Here is a 19,646-nt window from a genome sequence, read left to right as displayed (position 1 = left end):
GCCAATGCTGGTGCGACAGTTTCGCAAATGAAAGCGCTTTTTGGCTGGACAGAAGATAAAATGGCATCCCTTTATACCAAAACAGCTGATAGAAAACGGCTTGCAATAGAAGCAATCAAAAAGCTACAAAAAGGTTCGGGGCATGGTTGACAGTAAGAATATAAACAAAGCCCCGTCAAAATTATGCATGAAATTAATGCGGCGTTTGAGGTGCATCAGAAACCAGAGGAGAAATAGGTGGTTGTGTCTGTTGCATTGTTTGCCATAAATTATAATTCGTTTGCATATCCAGCCAAAATTTTGCTTTACTAAAACCAGCTAATTCTAATTTCACTGCAAGTTCGGTACTCATAGAGGCATGTCCGTTAATCACTCTTGATAGAGAAGCTCTTGTCATATGGAGATGATCAGCTAATTTTTGTATTGTTATCCCCATTTCTTCTAAGAAAGCTACTTTTAGAACTTCGCCCGGATGTGCGGGGTTATGCATCATTTGTTTTCGTTCCTTTCATCAATGGTAATCTTGATAATCAACAAGCTCTACATCTGCTCCTATAAAGCGAAAAGTAACACGCCAATTTCCATTCACCCATATAGAATAGTATCCTGTAAGTTCACCTTTAAGAGGATGCATTTTAAAAGCAGGTGCTCTCAACATTTCAGGCGTCGTAGCGCTTGTTAAAGCTGTCAAGATAACGCGTAATTTTTTTACGTGATCTGGTCGAATAGCTTTTGTGGAACCTGTTGTATAAAATAATTTTAAGCCCTTATGTTTGAAACTCACAATTGCCATTACCGCCCCTTATCGTATATCATAACTATACGATTAATAAAAATAAGAGTCAAGCGCCCTGCTAGCAAATCCAGTTATCTAGATAAAACGATTGAGTATAAGCTATAAAAAAGTTAGGGATAGGTGGAAAATAAGTTAAAAGAATCAGCGGAATCAAAACTCCCGAACTTATATATAACCTATTGATTTTATTAAATATTGGCTGGGGTACCTGGATTCGAACCAGGGAATGCCGGTACCAAAAACCGGTGCCTTACCGCTTGGCTATACCCCAAAAAAACACGCTTTATAGCTACTCTTGCACCTTATAGCGATTCCTGTGATTGGACGCAATATCTGAAAATCAAAGACCTTACTTTTTTATCATAAAGTTTCTAAATCTTGTATGGTATTGCATCAATATAAGTTTGTAGCAGAAACTGATATACAGTTGTGCTTTTAACATAAGTAAAAAACCATTTATCCACCAATTATTTTGCTCTTTGTATTAATTTTCTAGGAACAGAAAATGAAAATCTTGTAGTTTACTCATGTATCTAATAAATTAGCATATGATTTGCTTTTCTTGATATATTAAAATCTCATCTTGCTCAATTTAAGACAAAATCTGTCACCACATTGGCGACCGGTAAAGTATATGATAGCGCTGCTGCGCTCTTTCATTAAGCGTAAAGATGGTAATATCCACTGGTTTTTACATTATATTATGCATGGGTAGCGCCATAAAATGAAATCAAGCACATTGAAAAATATCTCCTAAAAAATAACACTTAATATTCTGTTGCAAACACTATGATACACCAATAGATTAGAAGAGTTTTGCAAAAATTAAAAACATTTCATCTGGCATTAAAAAAATAGAGATACATAAACAAAGAATAATAGCTATTTCCATTTACTTTTTATTCAAAAGATATGATATTTAGCCCATTCATAGATGTAAAAAATCTTCAGAAGCAATCTTTACGTAGACCAATGCCCTTTTTGATTGATGAGCATACATTTCCTAAAAGCTTCTTTTACAAAAAGAAAGACATTAAAACTAATTTCATATAAATAGGTATTCAACATTTGCTTTTAAATTCGGTAAATGGCAAATTAGGCTTATGAAATAAGCTTAACAATTAGAATCGAGGAGATTTTTAAATGGCTTTTGAATTGCCCCCGTTGCCTTATGATTACGATGCCCTTTCGCCTTATATGTCCCGCGAAACGCTTGAATATCATCATGATAAGCATCACCTTGCTTATCTTACCAACACCAATAATTTTGTGAAAGAGTTAAGCTTAGAAAATGAAAGCCTTGAAGATATTGTTAAAAAAAGTTTTGGAAAAAATATTGGTTTGTTTAATAATGTAGCACAGTATTACAATCATAACCACTTTTGGCTTTGGATGAAAAAAGATGGTGGTGGTCAAAAACTTCCTGAAAAGTTAGCAAAAGCTATCGAGGCTGATCTAGGTGGTTACGACAAATTCCGCGCTGACTTTATTGCTGCTGCCGTCGCACAATTTGGTTCTGGATGGGCGTGGGTTGCTGTTAAAGATGGCAAGCTTGAAATTATGAAAACGCCGAATGGCGAAAATCCCTTAATTCACAATGCTCGACCTATTTTAGGTGTCGATGTGTGGGAACATTCCTATTACATTGATTATCGCAATGCTCGACCGAAGTACCTCGAATCCTTTGTAGACCATCTAATTAATTGGGACTATGTTTTGAAACTTTATGAAGAATGTGAATTTTAAGCTATCTAAATAATTTTTTAGTGTATGAAAGTCCTTATAATCCAATAAATTATCAGGGACTTTCAAACAAAGATATTATGGATTAGAAACAGTCTTTTCCTGCTATCTTTAGAATATATGCATAAATATAGGCAACTTCTTCTAGCTTTGAAAAACGTCCAGCTGCACCAGCGTGCCCTGAATCCATATTAATACGTAATAAAATTGCATTATCGTCTGTTTTTAAGTCTCGTAATTTTGCCACCCATTTTGCAGGCTCCCAGTAAGTTACACGAGGATCTGTTAATCCTGCCATTACAAGTATAGGGGGATAGTTTTGAGCTTTGACATTATCGTAGGGTGAATAGGAAGCAATAAGCTTATAATCTTCTTCTGATTCAAGAGGATTCCCCCATTCGGCCCATTCTGGAGGTGTGAGTGGCAATGAAGCATCTAACATTGTCGCTAAGACATCAACAAAAGGCACATTCGCTACGATTCCAGCAAAATCCTGTGGAGCTATATTGGCAATGGCTCCCATCAACATCCCCCCTGCTGAACTACCATGAGCAATAAGCCGGTCGTGAGAAGTGAATTTATTGTTTACAAGGTAACGCCCACAAGCAATAAAATCTGTAAATGTATTGTGCTTAAAGAGATGTTTTCCTTTCTCATACCATTCTACTCCCTTTTCTTTTCCTCCGCGAATATGAGCAATAGCGTAAATAAAACCTCTATTTACTAAAGAAAGTACATTACTATTGAAACTGGCAGGAATAGAGATCCCATAAGCACCATAACCGTAAAGTAGACAAGGCGCACCACCATCAAGAGGAGTGTTTTTGTGATAAAAAAGTGAAATAGGAATCTTCTCACCATCGTCTGCTATGGCTGTAATACGTCGTGTTACATATGCATCTTTATTATGCCCAGAGGGAATTATTTGCGTTTTTAAAAGCATTCGTTTACGACTTTTCATCTCATAATCAAACACTTGATCAGGTGTTGTCATAGACGAATAAGAAAAACGAATAGTTGGACTGTTATATTCTGCAACCCCTTGCAGACCTAAAGAATAAGCCTCTTCAGTAAAAGCAATGGAATTAACTTGTTTAGTGGTACGTTCCATTACTTTTATACGTGGAAGCCCCTCAAAATATTCGATCCAGACAAGAAAATCTTGATAAGCATCATGGGATAATATTAGGCACCCAAGCTGATGTGGGACAAACTCAGACCAATTTTCTGATTGTGGTGATGTATATGGCGCTACCATAATTTTGAAATCTTTTGCATTATCTAGATTGGTCAGAATATAAAAGACATCACCACCTTCTGTAAGTGAGTATTCAATACCTTTTTGTCGTTTCCGTACACATTGGGGAGTAGTAAAAGGTGCCTCAGCAGGAATCAACCAGATCTCTGATGTTTCATGATCATGGATATTAATATAAATAATATCATTAAGCTTAGAGCCGCTTACATCTAAAAAAAAACCTGGATTATCTTCGTGAAAAATAAGCTTATCTTGTGATTGATCAGTGTTTAATCGGTGATAATAGAGCTCTGAAGGTCGGTGATTTTTATCCATCTTAGTATAGAAAAAACCTTCAGATCTAGCATCCCATACAATTTGACCAGATGTATCAGTAATTGTGTCCATACAGTCAGACAATGTCTCAAAATTACGAATTTTAACTGTATAGAATTCTGAGCCTTTGTCATCATAGGTCCATACCACATGTATATGGTCAGGAGATTCTTGAACTGAACCAAATTTGAAATATTCTTTGCCTTCTGCCAAGACATCACCATTAAGGTAAACGTTTTTTTCTCCGCCATTCCTTGGTGTCCGAAAATAATGTGGTTGTTGACCTCCGGTAACATAAGAGAATCCGTAAGCAAAAGGACCATGTTTTATAGGAACAGAACTATCATTCTCTTGGATCCTGTTTTTCATTTCGGTAAAAAGCAAATCTCGGAATGGTTTTGTATCAGCCATTTGAGCTGATTGATAAGCATTTTCTTTTTCAAGATAATGTCGAATATTTGGATCAAGACAGTTAGGATTTTTAAAAACATCTTGCCAGTTAGACGCACGTAGCCAATGATAGGGGTCATCACGAAAAATACCATGATATATTTCCTTATGAGTGATTCTAGACGCTTTAGGAGGAGTTATAGAAGTACGGGTCATACACAATCCTATATTAAAATATGTTAACAGCTTCGTTTATATGTTAGAATCACAATTATTGATGCAAGTGTAAAAATCTATAAGTTCTATTCACTTGCAAAAATAGCGCCATGATAATTTTTAAAACTAATACCTTTCTGTTCATTACATATCACAGCTATTGTTTTCTAGGGGAACAATACCACTTTTACAATGAAAGTGACTGGTAAGACAATTAAACTATGAAAAAAAGAATTGATTTTTTTTGAAACAGTATAATCGTATAATTTTATAGAACGGTATAAATATATCTAAATTATTGTCATTCCCATATAAAAAAATAAAAATATTCTATGTCGTTTTAATGAATAGTTTTATATTATAAATAATACTATTATGTAATAATATATTATGTTTTTTATTATTAAATTTAATAAAATAAATAATAAAAATAAATTTAAAATTTATTAAAGAAACTTACTAAATTATAAGTATTAAAAACAAAAAATAATAATTTATATATTATTTTTTATAATTAATAATTTTATTTTTACGTTCTCAAAAAAAATAAATAAATTTTATCCTATATTTTTTATATTTATGATGTATTGTATATTATGTATGATATGTTATAGGATAAAATATATTTTACTATATAATAACTTCGTTTTTCTTATTGTATATTATGACAAAAAAAGGGTATTTATTTGATTTTTTTGTGTTTTGGCAGTTTTATAGAATAATTGAATTGACAAAAAAGATTTTTGTACAATATGAAACTCATGTGCATGAGATCTTTATATCATGAGTATATGCACTATATCTCGATTTTGAATTACTCAATTAAATTAAAGGAAACAAGAATGGAACATCGTGCAGTCTTAGAGACTGAAAGCAATTTAATTATTACATTGGTTGCTGATATTGTTGCTGCCTACGTGAGTAATAATTCTATTCGACCGACTGAAGTGCCAAGTTTAATTGCTGATGTCCATGCTGCTTTTCGTAAGGCAGGAAATCTAGAGTTAACAGAAGTCGAAGTTGAAAAACAAAGGCCTGCCGTTAATCCAAAGCGTTCAGTATTTCCTGATTATCTCATTTGCCTTGAAGATGGAAAGAAATTTAAATCTCTAAAGCGTCATCTCATGACACATTATGGAATGTTGCCAGAGGAATATCGTGAAAAATGGCAGTTAGATAGTTCTTATCCTATGGTGGCGCCTAATTATGCAAAAACACGATCAGCTTTAGCCAAAGAAATGGGTCTTGGACGCAAAAGCAAACGGAAAAAAACTAAATAATCTTATTTTGTGAAAAAATGGTTTCGCGTATAAAGTTGATTTTATTATACATGTTTTGTGTGAAACTTTTGTATATATAGCAATTTCTACCAAGGGGATTATATATAGCTTTCGTTACGAATCCGTTTAATCATTGATTTTAGACCATTTGATCGTTGTGGCGTAAGATTTTCATTTAAACCAAGTTTTTCAAAGAGCTCTTGGGCATCAGAGTTGCGAATTTCAGAAGCTTTTTTGCCTGAATAAAAAGCAAGAAGTATATAAATGAGTCCACGCACAATATGAGCATCGGAATCACCTTGAAACGTCAATATTGGATCTTCTGAGTTATTACGTGAAGATAAAAGCCACACTTGGCTAACACAACCAGGAACTTTATGAGCATCGTTTCGAGCGCTTTCCGGAAAAGGTGGCAATTCATGGCCAAGCTCAATGACATAACGATAACGATCTTCCCAATTATCCAAAAGCGAAAAGTTCTCTATGATATTACCGATTGTTTCCGCCATTATTTTAGTCCTGTTTCGTTTGAATAATCATTCTTGAATACACTTATAAAAAATAAATATTTATTTTCCTAACATAAATAACACGAAGAACGTTAAAAATCCTTATTTCAAGATAACATTGTATGGTTTTGTAAGAACTCTTGTATTTTGATTTTGTAAGAAACATTAAGGGAAGTCTCTGATATTATTTTTGTCCCCTAAGATGTTTCCTAAATATTCATAAGCAGCTCTTGCACCATAATATGCGCGTTCACCAAGTGAACTTAAAAAAGATTTTCCTACTTTGCAGGCTTCTATATTACGGTCACAAAATGCTCCTAAGTCATTTAAAGCTTCTTTAAAAGCAATAATCGCATCGCTCGTTGTTATCTCATTATTTTGAGGGCTAGAAGAATGGTTACTGCTTTGATTTGCTACAAAAAATGAAATAATGACAAAAATAAAAAATAAAAAAAATGATAATTTGATTAAAAAATGTATCATGGGCAATCAATGTACCACAGTGGTAAATACAATAAAAGAAGCATTTTATACACTGTTTCTTTATAAAAAATTTATAAAATGTGCTTTTTATAAAATTGAGTATTCATTTATTCGATCTATATCATTGGCTTTTTTATAAATATGGCACAATGCCGCTGTACAAAATGGGATACATTGTCTGTTCAGTAAAAAATTAACATCCCAATTATACACTTATAAGCTGATTATATTAATGGACATACTATGATAAAAAATGAGAGATATAATCATGATCGTGCATAAAAGTTAGGAAATGTACAACTCACATTTGTAACCTTCTATTCCACAAGAAAGTGTAGCGATAAGATAAGGATTAAACAAAGAGTTCAATCTCTTTTTCGTATTGTGTACATACTTATTTTAAATAATAACTCACCGTCTTATTTTAGTTGAAAAAGCTAAAAAAGTCAAACTCTATTATTCTGACTTTAGTGTCGATAAAGTATTTATATTATCTATAAAATTTTTACTGAAACGTCATGAAAATGATCAACATGTCGATAAAAATATTAAAAAAATAGATGCATCTCTTATGATTAAATCACAAGCCAATTTTTTTCTATAACATTATAAACATCAATTTAATTGATACTTATGAAAATTATTGAATAGAAGAAATTTATACAAAAATATAATAATATTAAGAGATAATTATTATTACCAAACCGTTTATGAATAAGTAACCCTCTACATGTAACTTACAAAGAATAGGTAATGATTGTTATCTTTTTAGCGTTATAGGAAAATATTTTCAATTTTATTTTAAATAATAGGTAAACATATGCACCAAAAATGATCTTAAATGTTAATTATTTGGTGCTTTCTTTGTACATATTGAAGATTTGTAAAAAATGAAATGAATAAAAGTTGACAAGAACTCTTGTTGATTTATCAAGTTATAAATTGATATAATGGAGCTGCGCATTTTAGGAGTTTGAAAGGAAAAAGTAACAATGTCTAACGCACTTCCCTCTGACTGGAAGTGAGAAATAATTTATACTTGTTTCTTTGTAAAGAATAAACGCAACTGAAAATAAAAGTAATGACAACAAAACGAAAGAAATCCCAAAAAAAAACTGTAAAACACCGTAAATACTATAGTAGTATTGTTATAACACTTCTTCTGATAATTTTTCATTTTATTTTTTGGATAGCAAAAACTCTTTATTTCTATACACAAAAAAATACTTTATTTTTTGTTGGATCTCTTATTTTTAGCATTAGTTTTTTATTTATTTCATTTAATGCTTTATTTTCGCAAATGACACCGCATCAACATATTTTAACTCAAATGAAATCTTCCTCCGTTCAAAGTATAGGGAAGAGCTCTACTTTATCGGAAAAAAAAGCAAAATCACAAGAACTCTCTCGTGTAACTTCTGTATATTCTCCAAGTCATCACCACACAAATTCACCTTTACCCCCTCAATCAGCAAGCATGCTGGAAAAGCAAAAAGAACTAGCAAAATTACGACTTTATGATGGACCTTTAGATGGATTGGAAGGACCTAAAACACGCCGAGCCATTACTTTATGGAAACAACAAACTGCTCAGAAAATGCAAAAGAATGTTCTATCTAATCCTGCAACAGATGAAATTGCAATATTAATTAAGCAGAGCGAAATAGAAACAACAAATACAAAAAATATGACACACTTAAAAGAAGCTATTTTAGAGCCTTCTGTTGAAGATATTATACAAGTGCAAAAAGCTTTACATATTTTTGGGAATGAGGAGGTTATCGTCACAGGAATAGAAGATCAAAAGACGATAGAAGCCTTAAAACAGTTTCAACAAATGTTTGATCTTCCTGTAACAGGTAAAATTAATCACACAATTTTAATGAAAATGCGTGAAATTGGTTTATTAAATTGAAGCTAATCATCTATACTATAAAAATAATCTCTTAATTTATAATGATAGTTCATCTTTCGCTTGTTTAATGCTCCCCAAACATTCCTTCATCTCAAGCCCTCTTATATCCAATTAATCAGAATGGTTTTCTTACACATTACATATTGAGCCATACAATTTGCTGTAAGAAAACCACAACCGATTGCAGAAAAAAGAAATATTGCAAAATAGCAACCACGCTTGTTCTAGCATTTTTATTGCTTCTGATGATAAAAGGACACGAAATTTTGTTGTAGTATCACGTAAACCTTTCATATTCTCGAGCTACGAATTGTCCATATATTATCGTCAATTTGATCTTTATAAATATGACGCAAAGAATTTGTGCAAACACCTGTAAGGATAAGTAGATGTAAAGCTAGTTGTGTTATGGTTGTTGTTTCGCAAAGTGTCTGATAAAAACCGGCACTTCTCTCCAATCTATTGCTGGAAAGTTTTGTGTTTTATGACGTTGTTTTCCTAAGAGAGCGTGTGCTCTTGGTGTTGCCTATAAATCAACATCCAAACCTAACGCAGCAGTATGTTTGAAACAAATGTTAAGACACTTTAGTACTTTCTCAGCTGTTATAGCTTGTGTATGCCGAATAGAAGCAAGGATATTGCGCATCTCTGTTTGTATAATCTCTAAAACAGGGAGACAACCTAATTTGAGAAGAATATGAAGTTTTAAGGGTAGAAACCTGTTTTCATCCTTGCCATTTCCTTTTAATCTAGCTTTACGACTTTCAAAGACATCTAAAGCAATGTCTTTAAAAGAATGGAGATTACCTATTGTATCATGCTTTTATTTAACACTTGTCTTTTTTGGCTCACGCCCCCTCACGTAAAACAAAATATCCCAAACGGAATATACTTGGATTGCCATTCACAGGTTTTCTTAAAAAAACATCTCTTAAAGAACCCAAGCCCATTTCGCAACAACGCCTGTGAATAATAATAGCAGCCCCACTTGTGCACTATCATCTTTACGCTTGTGAAGAAGCAAGCTAGCACCATTAAACCACTGTACCTACCTTCAATTTGTGATAGCTCTTGACACTTGAGACGATTCATAAGAAGCATATCCTTACTTTATTTTTTTATCCACAGACGCTAATTCCGCCTGTAACATACAAAAAACATGGTTTTGATTGATTCATTATCAAAGAAGTTGAAATAAGAAAATCTTATGATATTTGCAGCTTTCGTTCAATATGAGAAATAAAAAATTATCATTATAAATCAATATATTGTATAACTTTGATATTCCTTCATAAATGTAAAGATGGTAGCGCATAGTGAAGTTTATAAACTTTAGGAAAATTTTAATAAACTTACGAGGATTTTTAAATAATCCCCATTCCACGAATGTCAATGTAAAATGAGGCATCCACTGAGAGATGTCTATCTCAAACAGCATGATGTGCCAAAAAATGCATTTGTTTGGAGCATTCTATTTTGCGTGAGGAGTTCATTTCTCTATAAAAAAGCAAACGCATAAATTGACTGCACAATAAAACGTTTCTCTCTATCAAGAGGTTTGTTAATAGAAAGTGTATTAATAATACATCTTTGTCTATCCTGCCTTATATTTTCTCTCATAAACCTCTCAAAAAAACACTTTCTCGCATAACATAACTTACCGTGCATTTTAGAAGCACTTTTATTTCCTTTATTAAAGAAAATAAAAGAATATATAAAAATTTATTTCAGTAATAACTATACAACAAGAAAATATTAACCCATTATATCCTTTTTGCTATCGCGGCTTGGGCTGCTGCTAAACGAGCAATTGGTACTCGAAAAGGAGAACACGAAACATAATCTAAGTTATTTTCTTCGCATAAAGCAATAGAGGCAGGATCGCCCCCATGTTCACCGCAAATTCCCAATTTTATTTTTGAGCGCTTTGAGCGTCCACGCTGTGCAGCAATGTTAATAAGTTCTCCTACTCCATCACGGTCAATAGTCATGAAAGGATCTTGCTCTAAAAGACCTTTTTGAAAATAGGTTGCCAAAAAAGGAGCAGAATCATCACGGGAAATTCCAAAAGTGGTTTGTGTCAAATCGTTTGTTCCAAATGAAAAAAATTCAGCAGTTTCAGCAATTTCATCTGCTCGAAGCGCTGCCCTTGGAAGCTCAATCATCGTTCCAACCATATATTGAATAGTGCTTCCCTTTTCTTTCATCACTTCCTTAGCAACCTGATCAATACGCGCTTTTACAAAATCGAGTTCAGATTTAAGCGCAACCAGTGGCACCATAATTTCAAGCATAACAGAAGATCCAGATTTTTGGGCAGCTTCTGCTGCTGCTTCAAAAATCGCCCGCGCTTGCATTTCTGCAATTTCAGGATAAGTAATAGCTAAACGGCATCCGCGTAATCCAAGCATAGGATTAAATTCGTGCAACTGCTGAGCACGTTCAGCAAGCACTTCAGCAGAAACACCCATAGCTGTTGCAACATCAAGAATTTCTGCTTTCGTTTTAGGCAAAAATTCATGTAATGGTGGATCTAGCAAGCGGATAGTAACAGGTAAACCACACATAATTTCAAATAATTCACTAAAATCTGAACGCTGCATTGGCAAAAGCTTATCTAGTGCTTTACGACGACCACTTTCATCATGACTTAAAATCATTTCACGCATAGCAACGATACGTTCATCAGAAAAAAACATATGCTCCGTACGGCAAAGACCTATACCTTCAGCCCCAAAAGAGCGCCCCATACGGGCATCAGATGGTGTATCAGCATTAGCGCGAACTCTTATACGTCGCATCCCATCAGCCCATTCCATTAATTTTGCAAAATCTCCGCAAAGCTGAGGCTGCAACATTGCAACTTTCCCTTTGAAAATTTCTCCACTTCCACCATCAAGTGTGATAACATCACCTTTTTTAAAACTTTCTCCTGAAGCAAACAGCGTATTTGTATTATAATCAATCCGCACACTGCCAGCACCAGAAATACATGGTTTCCCCATCCCCCGCGCAACAACAGCAGCGTGACTTGTCATACCGCCACGCGTTGTTAAAATTCCTTCTGCAGCATGCATACCATGAATATCTTCTGGACTTGTTTCTACACGGACCAAAATAACCTTGCGACCTTCCGCCGACACAGTTTCTGCCTCTTCTGAAGTAAAAACAATTTCACCAGTTGCGGCTCCAGGAGAAGCAGGTAAACCACGTCCTATAACAAAACGTTCTGCTTTGGGATCAAGTGTTGGATGCAAAAGTTGGTCCAGCGACTTTGCATCAATACGCATCACAGCCTCTTCCTGGTTTATTAACCCCTCCTCAACCATTTCAATTGCCATCTTGAGAGCCGCACGAGCCGTGCGTTTTCCTGAACGAGTCTGAAGCATCCATAATTTACCTTTTTCAATGGTAAATTCGAGATCTTGCATATCCCGATAATGCTGCTCAAGCTTCTGCGCGATCTGACATAATTTCAAAAAAGCCTCAGGCATAATTCTTTCTAACGACGGTCTATTTGAACCAGCAACAATACGCGCATTTTCTGTAATATTTTGAGGCGTTCGAATGCCCGCCACAACATCTTCCCCTTGCGCATTAACTAAAAATTCACCATAAAGTTCTTTTCTCCCTGTCGATGGATTGCGTGTAAAAGCAACACCTGTTGCCGAATCTTCACCCATGTTGCCAAAAACCATAGCTTGCACATTAACTGCCGTTCCCCAACTTTCAGGAATACTATGTAAACGGCGATAAGTAACTGCACGTGCTGTCATCCAACTTGAAAAAACGGCTCCAATTGCTCCCCATAACTGCTGCTCAGGATTTTGAGGAAAAGGTTTTCCTAATTTTTCTTCAACATATGCTTTATAAGAAGTAATAATATTCTTCCAATCATCTGCTGTCATTTCTGTATCAATAGTGTAACCATTGCGTACTTTTGCTTCATCAAGAATCTCTTCAAAATACGAATGATCTAACCCCAAAACAACGTTAGAATACATTTGGATAAAACGCCGATAACTATCATAAGCAAAACGTTCATTATTAGCTTGTAAAGCAATGGCTTTTACAGTCTCATCATTCATGCCAAGGTTAAGCACTGTATCCATCATTCCTGGCATAGAAGCCCTAGCCCCTGAACGAACAGACAGCAAAAGTGGCTTTTGCTCACTCCCAAATTCACGTCCTGTTTGTTCACCAACGCGTCTTAGTGCTTGCTTAACAGATTCCTGTAGCTCTTCTGGATATGATTTGTCATGGGCATAATAAAAATTACAAACTTCTGTTGTCAGCGTAAATCCGGGTGGTACGGGCAAACCAAGATTACTCATTTCTGCCAAATTAGCTCCTTTACCTCCGAGAAGGTTACGCTCACTTGCACTTCCTTCTGCCTTTCCATCTCCAAAACTATAAACCCATTTTTTCATTATACAAATCCTCCCATATCAGCATCAAAATATCATTCAACCTAGGCTTACTTAAAAGCAATGATTTGATTCAAAATCGGCTCAACAAAAAATATCGCTTCATAAATGCACAGTATTAATCCTTCCAAAAGAGATAATGACCAAAAGTATCACTATCCATCTTCTGGAAGATTAAGATTCAGTTTTTAAGAAAACTATCAATCACCGAAAAAAATTCTTCTACTTTCATGGCACCTTCATATTTACTACCATTAATAAAGAAAGTAGGCGTTGCTGTAACACCCAGTTTTTTACCACGCTCAAAGGATGCATTCACTTCATCTAAAATAGCTTGATTTTTCAAACATGCAGTAAAACTTTCATCTGTAAAACCAGCCATTAAGCCAATTTTTTTCAATGGTGTTAGAGCATCTTTGCCGAAAGCCCATTCATTTTGTTTTTGAAATAAAACTTCTATCAAAGGAAAATAGCGATCTTCTGGTGCACACTGTGCCAACATAAAACCTGCTGTTGCCCGAGGATCAAAAGCATAATCGCGGAAAATCAGTTTTACTTTTCCTGTTTTGATATATTTTTTACGAATTTGAGGAAGTATATGATTATAAAAATACGCACAATGTGTACAGGTCAACGAAGCATACTCAACAATGACGACTGGCGCATCTGCCTCTCCCTCAAAGCGGTCCTTTACTTTACTCGATTGGAGAATCTCTGCCATATCAACAGTTGCCACTGGTTTGGGATCACGCGCTAAAGCAACTGTTACACTGTTTTGTACAATCGTTATGAAGAGAAAAATTATCCCGAAAGATAAAAAAGAACGATATTTTACCATAAATAATACTTTTCTGTTGTTATTAATGAATAGGAATCCAATGCTTTCTCATATATTAAAGAAAAATATATAAAATATCTTTCTATTTATTATTTTTTTCCAAGAAAATGCAACAGCCAAGTTTATAAAGTGATTGGCGCAAGCTTTTATCTTCAATTCCTTCAAGCATTTTTTCTACGCATTTTTTGTCTTGTTCACTCAAAGGCGGTTTTAGAGGCAAGTGATTCATAAAAACCGACATACTCCTTTGCTCAATCTTAATGCGATCAATAGCAATATAGCCAAAAAATCCGTTAATTCTATGAAGTAATTCCTCTGTTTCATGCATCAATTTTAACGCAGAAAATCCTTCACATGCGACAACAAGTGTTGCTGGCTGAAAAACTTCATCTTGATCTGCACGACGTTTCCAAATAATTTTAAGCGGCATTGTATGTTCACTAATATCATCGCCTGCAATTTGTGGCCAATGTTCTATAAGCGCTACATTAAGCCCTGTCCGTTTACGTAAAACTGGATCAAGTATTTTGTATACCGTCTCAGAAAGAGAATAAAAGATACGTTTTTTTAGTTGTTTTCTCATTTTTAGATCATTGTTCAACAGCTTACTAAATTAAAATCATTTGTTTCACCTAAAAATTGTTGCCTCCTCAATTTATGAAATGTTAACAAAATAAATAATTTTTTCTTTTGCATTTTATATCTCCTTATGCTTGAAAACAATCATGTATGAAATTCCTTCGCACCTCCTTGCTTGGTACGATCAAAATCACAGACACCTTCCATGGCGGATTACCCCCGAAAAGCAAAAACAAGGTATCCGTCCTGATCCTTATCAAGTTTGGCTTTCTGAAATCATGCTTCAACAAACAACCGTTGAAACAGTTAAGCCTTATTTTAAAAAGTTTCTAAAACTATGGCCTGATCTTTTCTCTTTAGCAAAAGCCTCACAAGATGACATCATGAAAGCATGGGCTGGACTTGGTTATTATTCACGCGCACGTAATCTTAAAAAATGTGCGCGACAGCTTGTTGAAAACTACGCGGGACAATTTCCACAATCTGTAAAAGAATTGCAAACTCTAGCCGGTATTGGAGATTATACTGCCGCAGCCATTGCTGCAATTGCTTTTAACCACCCTGTAGCAGTAGTTGATGGTAATGTCGAACGTGTGGTAGCGCGCCTTTTTGCTATCACTTCAATATTACAAAAAGCAAAAGCTGAAATTAAAGAAAAAACACAAAAAATTACTGCTTTAAATCGTCCTGGTGACTTTGCTCAAGCAATGATGGATTTGGGAGCAACAATTTGTACTCCACGCAAACCATCTTGTTATACCTGCCCTCTTCAATGTTTATGCAAAGCAGAAAAGATGCAACAACCGGAATCTTTTCCAGTCAAAGCCCCTAAAAAAGAACGCCCTTCAAAAACAGGTATTGCTTTTGTGGTCCTTAATAAAAAGAGACAAATTTATTTGGAAAAACGACAAGAAAAAAAGCTCCTTGGTGGAATGACCCAAATTCCTAACAATATTGGCATAAACAACGAAAATGGGCTCCAAAACGCACCCTTTACTGCCAATTGGAAATTCAAAGGACAAATTACGCATGTTTTTACTCACTTTTCTCTAAAACTCGATGTTTACTATACTGAGGATGTTCATGAAATGAATTGTAAAAATGGTTGGTGGTGTAACATTCAACATCTTGCCGAAGAAGCATTACCTACTGTTATGAAAAAAGCCATTTCCGTAGCACTTCCTAATTCTTTCAGATTTAAATAACCTTCCCTATTCGTAAAAATGTTTTCTAACGGAGACTTTTGTATCTCTAGCGATCATTTATTAATCTGTAAAAGAAAAATTTAAAAAAATGAAATAACCAATTTTTTCTACAGATAAGAATTAAGGAGGGATAGAAAAGCTTAGAAATCTTAGATTTAAATTTCAGGATCTATCCTTTTTTCGCTTATGACGGAGCAAGCCGTCACCATCGTTATATTTACCAGCCCCTTACAACAACTCTTGACACTTGAAATAGGTTCGTAAGAGGTACTTTTAGTTCTTTCTTTAACAATTTTTATTCACACGCCAACCCCGCTTATGACATGCAAGCAAGTAATTTTCATTGATTCAATATAGAACAGGTTTGAAATAAGAAAATTTGACGATATTCGGGGGAAACTCAATATGAATAAAACTAAATTAGCTTTATAAATCAATATATTGTACGTACTTTATAGATGTACATATTCCCTTAAAAAAGTATTTAATTTTGAACTTCTGAATGAACCTTTTAATTCTGTTATTTCATTTTTATAAAATTATAGTGAAATTTTACTGTTTTGGAACTAAAATCAGAACATAGAGTGAGAATTTCTCATTTTAATTTCTTTTATAAGAAGCATAAAAATACTTGCTTGCCGCTTACAAGCGAGATTAGTGTGTCAATAAAAAACATCTAAGACAGGTACATTGGTGGTCAATAAAATGAAGCGATCAGCTTAGTTCATAAAACACCCGTTTTTAACATTTGTGAACGTATGATCATTCTTAAATGATCTATGGACTTCAACCGTCCATTTTCCTCATAATACCAAAAGGTCCAACCGTTACAACTCTGCGAATCTTGAGCCTTTCTTCCCATTGCGTGAATTGAGCCCGCTTCACCACCATGCATAATCGTACCATCAGCTCTTACAATAGCAGATACTTGCTTCTTGCGATCATAAAGAACTTCTCCAGGATAGAGTAAACCTGCTTCAAGTAAACTGTTGAATGCTACGCGCGGTTCTGCTTTTTTTCTATCCAAAATCGCTAGTTCTGGTTGCGCTAAAGGTTTAACTGCCGCAATTCTCTCACATGCTGCATCAATGTAATCTTGCTCGCGTTCAATCCCAACAAAATCACGCCCTAAAAGCTTGGCAACAGCACCCGTTGTTCCCGAACCAAAAAACGGATCGAGAATAACATCACCAGGTTTACTAGAAGCCATAATAATACGCGCTAATAACGCTTGCGGTTTTTGTGTTGGATGTAATTTACGCCCTGAATCATCCTTTAAACGTTCAGCTCCAGTGCAGAGAGGGAAAAGCCAATCTGAACGCATTTGTAGATCTTCATTTGCCGCTTTTAAGGCATCATAATTAAATGTATACTTTTTATCTTTTTGATCTCGCACAGCCCAAATAAGCGTCTCATGAGCATTTTGAAAACGGCGCCCTCGAAAATTAGGCATCGGATTATTTTTGCGCCAAATAATATCATTCAGCATCCAAAAACCTAAATCTTGTAATGCTGTCCCAACTCGAAAAATATTATGGTAAGATCCAATAACCCAAAGTGTTCCGTTGGGTTTTAATACACGACGACAAGCAAGCAACCATGCACGGGTAAAAGCATCATAAGCAGCAAAACTCTCAAACTGATCCCATGCATTATCAACCGCATCAACAAGCGAATGATCTGGACGGTATAAAGCTCCATCCAATTGCAAATTATAGGGTGGATCCGCAAAAATCATATCAACGGAATGTTTTGGAAGTTTTTCTAGAACGGAAACACAATCTCCTTTAAAAATTTTATTGCGCCATGGCATCTGTAAGGGAGTACGAAGGAAATCTTTTTGTAGCTGAATAACTGTCATGAAAAACCCAACAAAATTAACTGAATTTGCCCTATAATCAACCAAAATAGTTTATAGGCCCGCATTACCAATCCATATTTACAAAATAGCGTAAACGTATCGTTAAAGTTCTACAAAATTGATAATTGTTTTTGTTTTTTTAAATAAAAAAACTTTCATATGAATGAAACCTTATTTTTCTTTTTTTCAATGTACTGTTCCCATATCTTTTATTTCGTAAAAGAATTAAGAATCATTTTCAAAGCGTATTTTTATGAAATAAGATCCTCTCAATGTCGTTTTCATGAAAGTTATCCATCTCGTAACATGTAAAGGAATATCTTATGCCTCAGATAGATCTTATTATTTTTGATTGTGACGGAGTTCTCGTCGACTCTGAATATCTTGCAGCAAAAATTGGATCTCAATTGCTCAAACAAACAGGATATGAAATATCACCAGAGGAATTGAGTGAGCGTTTTTCAGGGCTTATCTTTCGCGATATTCTTAAACACGTTGAACAGGAAATAGAAAAACCAATTTCTGCTCATCTCATAGATCAGATGACTAATATTTTTCGTACACAAATGAAAACTAAATTACGGGCTATTGATGATGTAAGAGAAGCCGTAGAAATTATTCAAACACACTATCCCTACTGTATCTGCTCTAATGCAAAAAGCGTAGATATAAAAGAGATGCTCACCACGGTTGATCTCTATGACCTTTTTGAAGGTAAAATATTTTCAGCACCTGAAGTTGGAACAAAAAGAACAAAACCGGCCCCTGATGTTTTCCTTTTTGCCGCACAACAATTACAGGTAGAGCCCCAAAACACTATCGTTATAGAAGATTCACTTAATGGTGTACACGCAGCCATAGCAGCAGGCATGCGTGTCATCGGCTTTACGGGAGGATCACATAGCTATCTTGGCCACTCTAATGCACTTGCAGAAGCTGGTGCAGAAACAGTTATCGCAAAACACGCTCATTTAGGAGAAGTCTTAAAAGCAATGGCAGTATGGCGAGATCTATTATAAAAAAATCTCTTCAATATATCAGTTTGTGAAGTCTTGTAAGAAACATTTTTACTCAAATGTCCTTCTCTTCTCGCTGCTTCTTTATATAACTTTAATAAATGCGTAATTCACAACACGGGTGAATTGCATTTCAATGTGAAGGAAAAAATATAGCACCTCGTTGAGCAATCATAAGTCAGTTAACCATGCACGTGCTTAAAAAAGCAAAAAACAGGGGTGCAAACTCATAAAAATCAAACCCTGCTTATCTATCTCAAACACTCCCAACCTCAACAGTCCATCCTGATCGATTATTCTATTTGTCAAAAAAGAAATATTACGATGCCTTGCTCGATAAAATGTGAAAATTGCTAGCCTCTTTCATCTGATCAAAAAAAATCATAGACTATGGTAAAATTGTAGGGTATGTGCGTATTGATTATGGAAAAATATATTAAAATTCGCGGAATCTATAGAACACAAGAGTTTATTGAAAACAACAAAAGCATCTTTGTTGAGTTACAAGGGCTTATATTTCCTCAATCCAAATCTCGTAAACTTGTTGAAGGCTTATTTACTTTGCTGCTTAAATAGTATTTTAACTGCATCAATTGGTATAACCTCCCTAAAATTACAAAAGACAAAAAGAATACATTCTTATGAAGATGTACATTTTATAAAAAAACATTTCACACCAAGTAATTTACAGACAACATATTGATTTATAATCATAATTTATCATTATTCAAATTAAACAAAAAAACCGAATATTGTAAGATTCTTTCATTTCAAATCCGGATATACTGAATTAAATAAAGAAATAAAAATGCCTC

The 19,646-nt window shown here is 34.5% G+C and carries 14 protein-coding genes, 1 tRNA gene and 1 pseudogene; 6 read left to right on the top strand and 10 right to left on the bottom strand.

Annotated elements, in window-relative coordinates:
• Positions 1-150: pseudogene (locus ACFIJS_RS05110) on the top strand (integrase); the annotation flags it as partial.
• Positions 151-193: 43 nt separating this feature from the next.
• Here the strand turns inward: ACFIJS_RS05110 and ACFIJS_RS05105 are convergent.
• The 3 genes from ACFIJS_RS05105 to ACFIJS_RS05095 all read right to left on the bottom strand — a co-directional run bounded on the left by ACFIJS_RS05105 (position 194) and on the right by ACFIJS_RS05095 (position 1,067).
• Entirely contained in the window at positions 194-493 is a 300-nt protein-coding gene (locus ACFIJS_RS05105; RefSeq protein ID WP_330168901.1) for a HigA family addiction module antitoxin, read from the bottom strand.
• A gap of 18 nt (positions 494-511) precedes the next feature.
• A complete protein-coding gene (locus tag ACFIJS_RS05100; RefSeq protein ID WP_375650436.1) occupies positions 512-793 on the bottom strand; it encodes a type II toxin-antitoxin system RelE/ParE family toxin in 282 nt (93 codons plus the stop codon).
• Positions 794-992: 199 nt separating this feature from the next.
• Positions 993-1,067, bottom strand: a tRNA-Gln gene (locus tag ACFIJS_RS05095).
• An 872-nt stretch (positions 1,068-1,939) separates the two neighbouring features.
• On the opposite strand from ACFIJS_RS05095, the gene ACFIJS_RS05090 reads away from it, so the two are divergent.
• Positions 1,940-2,542 carry a superoxide dismutase gene (locus tag ACFIJS_RS05090; RefSeq protein ID WP_375650435.1) on the top strand — a complete coding sequence of 201 codons (603 nt, stop codon included), beginning with the start codon at positions 1,940-1,942 and terminating at the stop codon, positions 2,540-2,542.
• Positions 2,543-2,624: 82 nt separating this feature from the next.
• Here ACFIJS_RS05090 and ACFIJS_RS05085 read toward each other — a convergent pair whose 3' ends face one another.
• Positions 2,625-4,718: a S9 family peptidase gene (locus ACFIJS_RS05085; protein WP_375650433.1), complete on the bottom strand. Its 2,094-nt coding sequence runs from the start codon at positions 4,716-4,718 to the stop codon at positions 2,625-2,627.
• A gap of 842 nt (positions 4,719-5,560) precedes the next feature.
• On the opposite strand from ACFIJS_RS05085, the gene ACFIJS_RS05080 reads away from it, so the two are divergent.
• Entirely contained in the window at positions 5,561-5,998 is a 438-nt protein-coding gene (locus tag ACFIJS_RS05080; protein WP_375650432.1) for a MucR family transcriptional regulator, read from the top strand.
• Positions 5,999-6,096: 98 nt separating this feature from the next.
• On the opposite strand, the gene ACFIJS_RS05075 is transcribed toward ACFIJS_RS05080, so the two are convergent.
• Positions 6,097-6,507 carry a SufE family protein gene (locus ACFIJS_RS05075; RefSeq protein ID WP_273724544.1) on the bottom strand — a complete coding sequence of 137 codons (411 nt, stop codon included), beginning with the start codon at positions 6,505-6,507 and terminating at the stop codon, positions 6,097-6,099.
• 165 nt (positions 6,508-6,672) lie between these two features.
• Positions 6,673-6,990, bottom strand: coding sequence for a DUF5330 domain-containing protein (locus ACFIJS_RS05070; protein ID WP_375650431.1), 318 nt, complete (start codon positions 6,988-6,990; stop codon positions 6,673-6,675).
• Between the two features lie 1,081 nt (positions 6,991-8,071).
• On the opposite strand from ACFIJS_RS05070, the gene ACFIJS_RS05065 reads away from it, so the two are divergent.
• Positions 8,072-8,905: a peptidoglycan-binding domain-containing protein gene (locus ACFIJS_RS05065; RefSeq protein WP_375650429.1), complete on the top strand. Its 834-nt coding sequence runs from the start codon at positions 8,072-8,074 to the stop codon at positions 8,903-8,905.
• Between the two features lie 1,763 nt (positions 8,906-10,668).
• Here the strand turns inward: ACFIJS_RS05065 and ppdK are convergent.
• From ppdK to ACFIJS_RS05050, 3 genes are all read right to left on the bottom strand, one after another.
• Entirely contained in the window at positions 10,669-13,335 is a 2,667-nt protein-coding gene (gene ppdK / locus ACFIJS_RS05060; RefSeq protein ID WP_375650428.1) for a pyruvate, phosphate dikinase, read from the bottom strand.
• A 178-nt stretch (positions 13,336-13,513) separates the two neighbouring features.
• Positions 13,514-14,170, bottom strand: a complete 657-nt coding sequence (locus ACFIJS_RS05055) for a DsbA family protein (protein ID WP_375650427.1) — start codon at positions 14,168-14,170, stop codon at positions 13,514-13,516.
• 82 nt (positions 14,171-14,252) lie between these two features.
• Positions 14,253-14,753 (bottom strand): DUF721 domain-containing protein, encoded by a 501-nt coding sequence (locus ACFIJS_RS05050; protein WP_375650425.1) that lies wholly within the window; start codon positions 14,751-14,753, stop codon positions 14,253-14,255.
• 142 nt (positions 14,754-14,895) lie between these two features.
• Here ACFIJS_RS05050 and mutY point away from each other — a divergent pair, with 142 nt between their 5' ends.
• Positions 14,896-15,954 carry an A/G-specific adenine glycosylase gene (gene mutY / locus ACFIJS_RS05045; protein WP_375650424.1) on the top strand — a complete coding sequence of 353 codons (1,059 nt, stop codon included), beginning with the start codon at positions 14,896-14,898 and terminating at the stop codon, positions 15,952-15,954.
• Between the two features lie 724 nt (positions 15,955-16,678).
• Here the strand turns inward: mutY and ACFIJS_RS05040 are convergent.
• Entirely contained in the window at positions 16,679-17,767 is a 1,089-nt protein-coding gene (locus ACFIJS_RS05040) for a site-specific DNA-methyltransferase (RefSeq protein ID WP_375650442.1), read from the bottom strand.
• Between the two features lie 371 nt (positions 17,768-18,138).
• Here ACFIJS_RS05040 and ACFIJS_RS05035 point away from each other — a divergent pair, with 371 nt between their 5' ends.
• A complete protein-coding gene (locus ACFIJS_RS05035) occupies positions 18,139-18,834 on the top strand; it encodes an HAD family hydrolase (RefSeq protein WP_375650423.1) in 696 nt (231 codons plus the stop codon).
• Positions 18,835-19,646 lie beyond the last annotated feature (812 nt).

The organism is Bartonella sp. OT172YNZD (assembly GCF_042193725.1).
Taxonomy (GTDB): Bacteria; Pseudomonadota; Alphaproteobacteria; order Rhizobiales; family Rhizobiaceae; genus Bartonella; species Bartonella grahamii_A.
The sequence above is the reverse complement of the archived record's forward strand: the minus strand, read 5'-3'. Positions and strand labels throughout refer to the sequence as shown.

Coding starts and splice junctions, on each gene's coding strand:
- ACFIJS_RS05070 (WP_375650431.1), bottom strand. CDS start 6,990: ATGATACATTTTTTAATCAAATTATCATTTTTTTTATTTTTTATTTTT.
- ACFIJS_RS05040 (WP_375650442.1), bottom strand. CDS start 17,767: ATGCCATGGCGCAATAAAATTTTTAAAGGAGATTGTGTTTCCGTTCTA.
- ACFIJS_RS05075 (WP_273724544.1), bottom strand. CDS start 6,507: ATGGCGGAAACAATCGGTAATATCATAGAGAACTTTTCGCTTTTGGAT.
- ACFIJS_RS05055 (WP_375650427.1), bottom strand. CDS start 14,170: ATGGTAAAATATCGTTCTTTTTTATCTTTCGGGATAATTTTTCTCTTC.
- ACFIJS_RS05065 (WP_375650429.1), top strand. CDS start 8,072: ATGACAACAAAACGAAAGAAATCCCAAAAAAAAACTGTAAAACACCGT.
- mutY (WP_375650424.1), top strand. CDS start 14,896: ATGTATGAAATTCCTTCGCACCTCCTTGCTTGGTACGATCAAAATCAC.
- ACFIJS_RS05080 (WP_375650432.1), top strand. CDS start 5,561: ATGGAACATCGTGCAGTCTTAGAGACTGAAAGCAATTTAATTATTACA.
- ACFIJS_RS05085 (WP_375650433.1), bottom strand. CDS start 4,718: ATGACCCGTACTTCTATAACTCCTCCTAAAGCGTCTAGAATCACTCAT.
- ACFIJS_RS05105 (WP_330168901.1), bottom strand. CDS start 493: ATGATGCATAACCCCGCACATCCGGGCGAAGTTCTAAAAGTAGCTTTC.
- ppdK (WP_375650428.1), bottom strand. CDS start 13,335: ATGAAAAAATGGGTTTATAGTTTTGGAGATGGAAAGGCAGAAGGAAGT.
- ACFIJS_RS05035 (WP_375650423.1), top strand. CDS start 18,139: ATGCCTCAGATAGATCTTATTATTTTTGATTGTGACGGAGTTCTCGTC.
- ACFIJS_RS05050 (WP_375650425.1), bottom strand. CDS start 14,753: ATGAGAAAACAACTAAAAAAACGTATCTTTTATTCTCTTTCTGAGACG.
- ACFIJS_RS05090 (WP_375650435.1), top strand. CDS start 1,940: ATGGCTTTTGAATTGCCCCCGTTGCCTTATGATTACGATGCCCTTTCG.
- ACFIJS_RS05100 (WP_375650436.1), bottom strand. CDS start 793: ATGGCAATTGTGAGTTTCAAACATAAGGGCTTAAAATTATTTTATACA.